Annotated in this window: 11 protein-coding genes; 5 read left to right on the top strand and 6 right to left on the bottom strand. The window is 63.9% G+C overall.

The features are described from left to right. Positions 1–1,132: PQQ-binding-like beta-propeller repeat protein (locus tag J0I64_RS16255; RefSeq protein ID WP_291410104.1), on the top strand; the 1,132-nt coding region annotated here is incomplete at its 5' end. A gap of 91 nt (positions 1,133–1,223) precedes the next feature. On the opposite strand, the gene J0I64_RS16260 is transcribed toward J0I64_RS16255, so the two are convergent. The 5 genes from J0I64_RS16260 to J0I64_RS16280 are packed head-to-tail and all read right to left on the bottom strand — an operon-like array spanning position 1,224 to position 3,026. Further along, on the bottom strand, positions 1,224–1,634 hold the full coding sequence (locus tag J0I64_RS16260; RefSeq protein WP_291410105.1) for an SRPBCC domain-containing protein: 411 nt from the start codon (positions 1,632–1,634) through the stop codon (positions 1,224–1,226). Between the two features lie 10 nt (positions 1,635–1,644). Then, positions 1,645–2,013 (bottom strand): DUF1801 domain-containing protein, encoded by a 369-nt coding sequence (locus J0I64_RS16265; protein WP_291410106.1) that lies wholly within the window; start codon positions 2,011–2,013, stop codon positions 1,645–1,647. Positions 2,014–2,020: 7 nt separating this feature from the next. Further along, on the bottom strand, positions 2,021–2,455 hold the full coding sequence (locus J0I64_RS16270) for a DUF1801 domain-containing protein (RefSeq protein ID WP_291410107.1): 435 nt from the start codon (positions 2,453–2,455) through the stop codon (positions 2,021–2,023). Continuing rightward, on the bottom strand, positions 2,455–2,706 hold the full coding sequence (locus J0I64_RS16275) for a hypothetical protein (protein ID WP_291410108.1): 252 nt from the start codon (positions 2,704–2,706) through the stop codon (positions 2,455–2,457). Before J0I64_RS16275 ends, J0I64_RS16270 begins: the two co-directional genes overlap by 1 nt. Beyond that, positions 2,703–3,026, bottom strand: a complete 324-nt coding sequence (locus tag J0I64_RS16280; RefSeq protein ID WP_291410109.1) for a metalloregulator ArsR/SmtB family transcription factor — start codon at positions 3,024–3,026, stop codon at positions 2,703–2,705. Before J0I64_RS16280 ends, J0I64_RS16275 begins: the two co-directional genes overlap by 4 nt. A gap of 171 nt (positions 3,027–3,197) precedes the next feature. On the opposite strand from J0I64_RS16280, the gene J0I64_RS16285 reads away from it, so the two are divergent. The 4 genes from J0I64_RS16285 to J0I64_RS16300 all read left to right on the top strand — a co-directional run bounded on the left by J0I64_RS16285 (position 3,198) and on the right by J0I64_RS16300 (position 8,157). Beyond that, positions 3,198–5,048: an EAL domain-containing protein gene (locus tag J0I64_RS16285; RefSeq protein WP_291410110.1), complete on the top strand. Its 1,851-nt coding sequence runs from the start codon at positions 3,198–3,200 to the stop codon at positions 5,046–5,048. Between the two features lie 121 nt (positions 5,049–5,169). After that, a complete protein-coding gene (locus tag J0I64_RS16290) occupies positions 5,170–6,114 on the top strand; it encodes a tripartite tricarboxylate transporter substrate binding protein (RefSeq protein ID WP_291410111.1) in 945 nt (314 codons plus the stop codon). Then, complete coding sequence (locus J0I64_RS16295; RefSeq protein WP_291410112.1) at positions 6,111–6,608, top strand: tripartite tricarboxylate transporter TctB family protein; 498 nt, start codon at positions 6,111–6,113, stop codon at positions 6,606–6,608. Before J0I64_RS16290 ends, J0I64_RS16295 begins: the two co-directional genes overlap by 4 nt. A 1-nt stretch (position 6,609) precedes the next feature. Then, positions 6,610–8,157 carry a tripartite tricarboxylate transporter permease gene (locus J0I64_RS16300; protein ID WP_291410113.1) on the top strand — a complete coding sequence of 516 codons (1,548 nt, stop codon included), beginning with the start codon at positions 6,610–6,612 and terminating at the stop codon, positions 8,155–8,157. A 273-nt stretch (positions 8,158–8,430) separates the two neighbouring features. Here J0I64_RS16300 and J0I64_RS16305 read toward each other — a convergent pair whose 3' ends face one another. Then, the gene (locus J0I64_RS16305) at positions 8,431–8,601 is read right to left on the bottom strand and encodes a hypothetical protein (protein WP_291410114.1); all 171 of its coding nucleotides are present in this window, start codon (positions 8,599–8,601) and stop codon (positions 8,431–8,433) included. Positions 8,602–8,631 lie beyond the last annotated feature (30 nt).

Genomic DNA, 8,631 nt, shown 5'->3' on the forward strand with positions numbered 1-8,631 from the left:
GGCCACCGACGGTCAGGTCGAACGCGGTGAACGTCGCGGGCCAGCCGGGAGGACCCCAGAAGCGCTCCAGCTACTCGATGCGGAAACCGGGCGTCTGCGCTGGTCCTTCCAGACCAAGCATCACGACATCTGGGACCATGACGTGGCTTCGCCCGCTTCGCTCCTCGACCTGCCCGACGCTTCGGGCACGATGCGCAAGGCGCTGGTGCAGCCGACCAAGGCTGGCGAAGTTTTTGTGCTCGATCGCACGACCGGCGAGCCGATCTTCCCGGTGACGGAGACCGCGATGCCACAGGATGGCGTCGTGCCCGAAGAGCGCAATTCGCCCACCCAGCCCTTCTCGAACAGCCTGCCCTCGTTCCGCAGTGCTGATCTGACCGAGGCGGATATGTGGGGCGTCACGCCCTTCGACCAGCTCTATTGCCGCGTCAAGTTCAAGGAAGCGCGCTACGAGGGCACCAATACCCCGCCGGGCCTGACGCCTTCGATCCAGACCCCCAGCACCTTCGGGGCGATGAACTGGGGCGGCGTGTCGGTTGATCCTCTGCGCGGCGTCATGGTGGTCAATTCCAACCGTTTTGCGAGCTACGTGCAGCTGCTCACCCGCGAAGATGCGGATGCGCGGGGTGCTAAGCCGCAGGGCGAATGGGGTGATCGTCGTGAAGTCGGTGGTCTCGTGGCGCAGGCCAATGTGCCCTATGCCGCGGCACCCTATTTCTGGCTCACCGCGCTCAACGTGCCCTGCATCGATCCGCCCTACAGCTATCTGAGCGCGGTCGATCTCAATACCGGCAAGATGCTGTGGACCCAGCCCTTCGGCACCTCCAAGGGCAGTGGTGCGCTCGGCATCACCCTGCCGTTCGAGTTGACCATGGGCACGCCGACGCATGGCGGCTCGATGAACACCGCCAGCGGCCTCGTCTTCATCGCCGCGGCCAAGGACAATATGCTCCGGGCCTACGAACTGGCGACGGGCAGGGAAGTCTGGAAGACCGAGCTGCCGGCCGCCGGCGGCGCGCCGATCAGCTACACGCTCGATGGCAAGCAATATATCGCCGTCGTTGCCGGTGGGCAGGGCGCCATCCAGTCGCGCTTCTCGACCAAGGTCGTGGCCTTCAAGCTGCCCGACTAAAGCAAAAGGCGGCGCTGCGGCGCCGCCTTTTTTCTCGATTGTCACCCCGGCGAAGGCCGGGGTGGGAGCTGATGGTTGGTCTAAACCCCAGCTACTCCGTGCGCTCGAGCAGGGTTTCGAGCTTGCCGAAGAAGTCCTGCCAGCCCAGGCGGGCGCCGTGAAAAGCCTGGTTCTGGTCGGGGCGGAAGCCGGTCTGTTCCATGCGCACTTGCGTGCCCGTGGCGCTCGGCGTCAGCGTCCAGGTGACCACGCTTTCAAGCCCATAGGCATCCCAGGAATAGGAGAGGGTGCGATTGGGCTCGATCTCCTTGACCTCACAGTCGATGGCGCCCCAATCGGCAGTGAATTTGAACTTGTGGCCGAGGTCGGGCGCAAAGTCGCTCTGCATCAGCCATTCCCTGATCAGGTGCGGCTGGGTGAGAGCCCGCCAGAGCTTTTCGGGCTTGTGGGCAAAGTCGCGCTCAACGACGACGGTGCGGATTTCGGGCGTGGCTTCGGTCATTGATACAATCCTATTTCGAAAGGTTTTCGGCGACGGCGGCCTGGATCAGCGCCTTGAAGCCAGCTTCGTCGATCGCGTCGCCTTCGCGGAAATCGATGGCGCGGCGGGTGCCCCCGGTCAGGCTCGAATTGAAGATGCCCTTGGGATCGGCCAGCGCCGCGCCCTTGGCGAAAGTGGTCTTGACCGCGGCCTTGTAGGCTTCGCCGGTGCAGATGATGCCGCCATGCGACCAGACCGGGTTTTCCCACTTCCACTCTTCGACGACCTCGGGGTCGGCTTCCTTGATCAGCTTGCGGATGCGCGCCAGCATGTCGCCGCGCCAGCCACCCAGCTCGGCAATGCGGGCATCGATCTTTTCGGCGGCACTTTTGTCGGTCATTCCGTCCTCACATCTTTTCGCCGGGCAGCAGCACGGCCTGTTCGAGCCATGCCGCGAACTGTTTTTCGTCGAGCCCTGCTTCGGTCACATCATAATAACGCACGCCGGCCACTTTCGATGTCTTGGGCGGCATCGGGTCGAGTTCGGTGCCCTTGAAGAAGGTCACCCGCACATAGCTCTTGAAGCAATGCATGCTGGTAAACCAGGTTTCCCCATCAAGGCCATAAAGCGGGGTGTTCCACTTCACCGCTTTCTTCACCCCTGGGACGGTCCTGACGATGGCAGCATCGATGGCGCGGGCCACCTCCTGCTTCCAGCCGGGCACGGCGGCGATATAGGCGGCGACGGGTTCATCGCCAAAACCCTTGGCGATCTGCGGATTGTCGCCCGAAAGCAGCACGACGCCTTCTGCCTTGGGCTTGGCTGTTTCCTTTTCCGCCATCAGTCGGCGGCCCGGCCTCGGCTGTGCCAGCGGGCAAAATAGGGTAGGGCGAAGAGATAGGTTCCGGTCAGGAACAGCAAGAGCAGCGGAAAGAGTGGCACATAGGACATCCACATGATCGGCTCGGCCTGCGCCAGGGCAATCGAGGTGGCGATCACGCTCAATACGAAAGCAACGGAAATCCAGCGGTGGGACAGCCGGACCCAGCGGGGCCAGACGGCTCGGGACGGCGTGGTGGTGACTTCGCTCATTGGTCCATTCTCCTCAAAAGATCTTCCAGGGCATCAAAGCGCCCCTCCCAAAACCCCGCCATTTCCCGGGTCCAGTCGACGAGGGGCCCAAGCGCGGCCAGTTGGGCGCTGTAGTGGGTTTGCCGGCCATCGATCCGCCCGCGCACGAGCCCTGCTTCCTTCAACACCCCGAGATGCTTCGAAACGACCGGCTGGGATACGCCGGCCTGGGCCGTGAGGGCTGCGACGGTGCGCTCCCCCTCCCGGCAGAGACGCTCGAACAGCGCCCGTCGTGTTGGGTCGGCAAGAGCCTTGAACACCGTATCAGGTGCCGTTTGCATAGGATCAATACCTCGTTGGCTATGGTTTAATTCATAGCTCTATGGCTATTTGAGAGTCAAGGGCCGGACGAAGCGCGCGATACAGACAATTCGCAGCAATTATAGCCGAAGCTAGAACGGTCCCTTTACCTCGCTCAGGCATTCTGCCACCGCAATCCTTGGGGGACAGCGATGACCGGTGGGGAAACGGAACAGCTGCTGCGCTTGCAGACAGAGATTCTGGAAGCGGTGGCCCAGGGCGAAGCCTTGCCGGCCATCGGGCGGCTCCTGTGTCAGCGTGCCGAGCAGTTCGCTCCTGAAGTCGTGTGTTCCATTCTGCTGGTAGAGGACGGCGGCACCTTTCGGCCCCTCGCCGCGCCGAGCCTGCCGCCAATGTTCTCGGCCGCCATCGATGGCCTGAAGGCAGGCCCCAAGGCAGGCTCCTGTGGCACGGCGGCGTTCAGAAATCAGGAAGTTGTCGTCACCGATATCGGCACCGACCCGCTCTGGGACGATTTTCGTGCCCTCGCTCAACCGCTGGGGTTGCAGGCGTGCTGGTCCTCGCCGATCCGCAATCCTGGCGGACAGACTATCGCGACTTTCGCCTTTTACTATCGAACGACGCGAGCCCCATCGCAGCGCGAACGGCAGATCGTGGAAACCTGCGTGCATCTTTGCGCCCTGGCCATCGAGCACGAGCGCATTCGCGAGCGCAACATCCGGCTTGCCTATTACGACGCCCTGACGGGCCTGCCCAATCGCGGCCGCTATAACCAGCTGCTTTCAGATCACATCGAGGCCGGAGAGCCCTTTGGCCTCATCCTGCTCGATATCGATCACCTCAAGGCGATCAACGACACGATCGGCCACGCCGCCGGCGACCGTCTTATCGCGACGGTGGGCGCGCGGTTGAAGGGCGTTCATCCCCTGCTTCTCCCGTGCCGCCTCGGCGGCGACGAGTTCGCCATTCTGGCGCGTGGCTGTGATAGCCACGACATGCTCGAACACTGGGCGAGCCTCGTGGGCGAGGCGACGGTGGGCCTGGTGGAGGTTCACGGCCAGTCCTTCGAAGCGCACGTGACCATGGGCGGTGCGCTGTTCGGCACGGACGGGACGGATGGCGATATGCTGTCCCAGAATGCCGACTTCGCGCTCTACCATGCCAAGCAGGCCCGTCGCGGCGGCTATATGGCCTTTCACGCCGACCTGCGCACGGAGATGACGCATCGGATCGCGCTTGTGAGGCAGCTTGATCAGGCGCTTGCCGATGATCGCGTTGAACCGCACTACCAGCCCATCGTCAATATCGAGAGCGGTGAGATCGTCGGCCTTGAAGCCTTGGCGCGGCTGCGCGTTGGGCCCGACAAGGTCATTTCCGCCGGCGAATTCCACGCCGCCCTTACCGACCCGCGCATCGCCTTCGAATTGACGGGCAAGATGCTGGAACAGGTGGCGCGGGACATGCGCGGCTGGCTCGATGCCGGCGTCAATTTCCAGCATGTCGGGGTTAATGTCACGACCGGGGATTTCCAGCGCGGCGACCTTGCCGAGCGCATCATCGACATTTTCGGCCGGGCCGATGTGCCGCTGCGCCACATCGTGCTTGAGGTCAACGAGGCCGTGTTCATGGGCGGGAGCGATATGTTGGTGCCGCGCGCCGTAGAGGCGTTGCGCGAGCGCGGACTGCTGGTGGCGCTCGATGATTTCGGCACCGGCTTTGCTTCGCTGACGCACCTCCTGACCTTCCCCGTCGACATTATCAAGATCGACCGCTCCTTCGTGGCCCGGCTCGGCGTCGACGGGCCCAGCGAAACCGTGGTCTCCGGCCTTATCGACATCGCCCGCAAGCTTGGCATGCGGACCGTTGCCGAGGGCGTGGAACGTGAAGAGCAGGCCAACGCGTTGCACCGTTTCGGGTGCCGTCTGGGGCAGGGGTTCCTCTATTCGCGGCCCGTCTCGGCCCAACACTGCACCCGGCTGCTCGATGCCTATGGTCAGGGGCGCCAGCTCGACCAGAACAATTTCAGCCGCCGTTCTGCCTGACAGCGGACCGCGCCACGCCCCCGAGCGACCCTGAATTTGCCGTGACAGGACGATGACAGGGAGCCTCCCTAAAGTGGAGGCACGAACGCAACGACGTTCGCCATTGTTCTGGGAGGAATTTTTGAACAAGCTGCTTCTCGCGGCGCTGGTTTCCGGCGCCCTGTCTCTGCCTGCCTTTGCTGCCGACTACACCATTCTGGCGCCCGCCGCGCCGGGCGGTGGCTGGGACCAGACCGCCCGCACCATGCAGGAAGCCTTCAACGCCGAAGGCATTTCGGGCAATGTGCAGGTCACCAACGTTCCCGGCGCCGGTGGCACCATTGGCCTTGCCCAGTTCGCTAACCAGGAAGCCGGCAACCCCAATGCCCTGATCGTCGGCGGCTATGTGATGGTCGGCGCCATCCTGACCAACGCTTCGCCCGTGACCCTTGCCGATGTAACCCCGATTGCCCGCCTCACCGGTGAAGCTGTCGCCATCGTCGTTCCCGCCGCTTCCGATATCCAGACGCTCGACGACCTCGTCGCCAAGCTCAAGGAAAACACCGGCGCCGTCTCCTGGGCCGGCGGTTCGGCCGGTGGCGTCGACCACATCACGGCTGGCCTCATCGCCAAGACCATTGGCGTCGATCCCACCCAGGTCAACTACATCGCCTATTCCGGCGGCGGCGAAGCTCTGGCGGCCATTCTCGGCAATCAGGTGACCGTCGGTATTTCCGGCATCAGCGAATTTGCCTCGCAGATCGCGACTGGCGACCTGCGTCTGCTGGCTGTGTCTTCCGATGAGCGCGTGCCGGGCGTCGATGGCCCGACCCTCAAGGAAGCCGGCGTTGATCTCGCCGTGCAGAACTGGCGCATGGTCGCCGCTGCGCCCGGCATCACGCCCGAGCAGAAGGCTGCCATCACCGCTGATGTGAAGGCTCTCGCCACCTCGGCGACCTGGAAGACCGCGCTCGAAACCAAGGGCTGGGTCGACACCTATCTGGATGGCGAAGCCTTCGATGCGCAGCTTGCTGCCGATATCGCGGCGACCGAAACCATCCTGAAAGACATCGGCCTGGTGCAATGAGCGCTGGCCCCACCAACAGCACGCGCCGCCCCGATGGGGCGGCGCTCGTCATCGCGGTCATTCTCGCCGCCATTGCGATCATCATCTTCTGGCAGACGAGCCAGATGCGCGTGCCCCCGGTGCAGCAGCGCGTCGGCCCGGCCGTCTTCCCCTACATCGTGGCATCCGGCCTTGGCCTGCTCGCCATCGGCACGCTGATCTCGGCTCTGCGCAACGGCTTTCCTGCCCGCAGCAAGGACGATTATGCGCCTATTGCCTGGATCGTCGCCGGTCTGGTCGTGCAGATCCTGCTGCTTTCGACCGCGGGCTTTTCGATCGCCACCGGCGTGCTTTTTGCCTTCACCGCCAAGGGCTTTGGCCGCGGGCCGCTCTGGCAGACCATTCCCATCGGCGTCGTCTTTTCCTTCATCGTCTGGTTCATCTTCGCGCGCGGCCTGCAACTCTCGCTGCCGCAGGGTGTTCTCGAACGTTTGCTGACGACCGGAGCCTTCTGAGATGGAAACCTTTGACCTTCTCGCCCAGGGCTTTGTCGCCGCGCTGCAGGTGCAGAACCTGCTCTATGCGCTGGTCGGCGTTACCCTCGGTACCGCCGTCGGCGTGCTGCCGGGCATCGGCCCGGCACTGACCGTCGCGCTCTTGCTGCCCGTCACCTACAAGCTCGACCCCGCCGGTTCGCTGATCATGTTTGCCGGCATCTACTATGGCGGCATGTATGGCGGCTCGACGACCTCGATCCTGCTCAATACCCCGGGCGAAAGCGCCTCGATCGTCACCGCGCTCGAAGGCAACAAGATGGCCCGGCAGGGCAGGGGCGGCCCTGCACTTGCAACCGCCGCTATCGGTTCGTTCATCGCGGGTCTGATCGCGACGCTCGGCCTCGCCTTCATTGCGCCCTTCGTGGTCAAGTTTGCCCTGTCCTTTGGGCCGGCCGACTACTTTGCGCTCATGGTCCTCGCCTTCGTCACCGTTTCGGCGGCCTTTGGCGACAGCCCCCTGCGCGGGTTGACGGCGCTGTTCATCGGGCTTGGGCTCGGCATTATCGGTATCGACCAGCAGACCGGCCAGACCCGCATGGCGTTCGGCATTCTCGATCTGCTCGACGGCATCGAAGTCACGACCCTCGCCGTTGCCCTCTTCGCCATCGGCGAAACGCTCAAGACCGCCGCCGATCGCGAACAGGTCGCGGCACAGGTCATGGCGGTCAAGGGCTCGGTCTGGATGACGCTCGAAGACTGGAAGCGGAGCTGGGCCTCCTGGCTGCGCGGTACCTTTATCGGCTTCCCCATCGGCGCCATGCCGGCCGGCGGCGCCGATATTGCGAGCTTCCTCTCCTATAGCGCCGAAAAGAGCTTCGCCAAGAAGCCTGAAGAATTCGGCCATGGCGCCATTGAAGGCGTTGCAGGTCCGGAAGCGGCCAACAATGCCTCTGCGGCCGGTACGCTTGTGCCGCTGCTGACGCTTGGGCTGCCGACCACGGCAACCGCGGCCATCATGCTTGCCGGCTTTCAGCAGTTCGGCCTGCAGCCGGGGCCGCTGCTTTTTGCCAACAATTCGTCGCTGGTCTGGGCGCTGATCGCCAGCCTCCTCGTCGCCAATTTCATGCTGCTGGTGCTCAACCTGCCGCTGATCGGGCTTTGGGTGAAGCTGCTGACCATTCCCAAACCCTGGCTCTATGGCGGTATCCTGGTCTTTGCAACGCTCGGCACGCTGGGCGCCAACGGGGCCATGTCCATGGGCTTTGGCCCGGTGCGCATCTCGTTCGAACTGGTGCTGCTGCTGGTCTTCGGCGTGCTCGGCTATATCCTGCGCCGTTTCGGCTATCCGATCGCGCCGGTGGTGGTGGGGCTCATTCTCGGCCCCATGGCTGAACAGCAATTGCGCCGCGCCCTCTCCATCAGCCAGGGTGACCCGCAGATCCTGTTCCACTCGCCGATCTCGCTGGTGCTCTACGCCGTTGCGATCATCGCCGTGGGCCTGCCCATCATCATGCGCATGCGTGGCAAGGGTGCGGTGCTCGGGCAGCTGGCAAGCGACGAGGACTGAGGTTCGTCATCGCTCCACCCACCATCGTCACCACCGGCAAGAATGGCTGATGGAGGCGGGATGGATTGCCGGGGCAAGCCCGGCAATGACGACAAACTGGAGATCGGCGTCCGTCATGCAGCCCGCGCATGGCCAAAAAGCCCAAAAATAGAAAAAGCCCGGCTGCCAGGGAGGGAACTGGCATCCGGGCTTTTGTGTCGGCGCTAAGCGCTGCGGACAGCTCGGCGTCTTGCGAGGCAAGGCGCCGGGGAGGGATCGCGATCCACGCGGCTGTTATCGGCCGATCGAGCGGAAAGCGCTGGGCTCAATACCGAGAGCCGACAGGTGCTTGGCCTTGGGCGCACGGCCGGCCTCAACTGCTGCCGAAACCGCTGCGGCGCTGCCGAAAACGGTGACGAAGGTGTCGAGGGTCGCAAAGAACTTGTTCTTGCGCGGGGTGCTCATGGCTGTCTCCACTGTCGGACCCGGGACAAT

It is taken from the genome of Devosia sp., from assembly GCF_017307565.1.
Classification (GTDB): domain Bacteria; phylum Pseudomonadota; class Alphaproteobacteria; order Rhizobiales; family Devosiaceae; genus Devosia.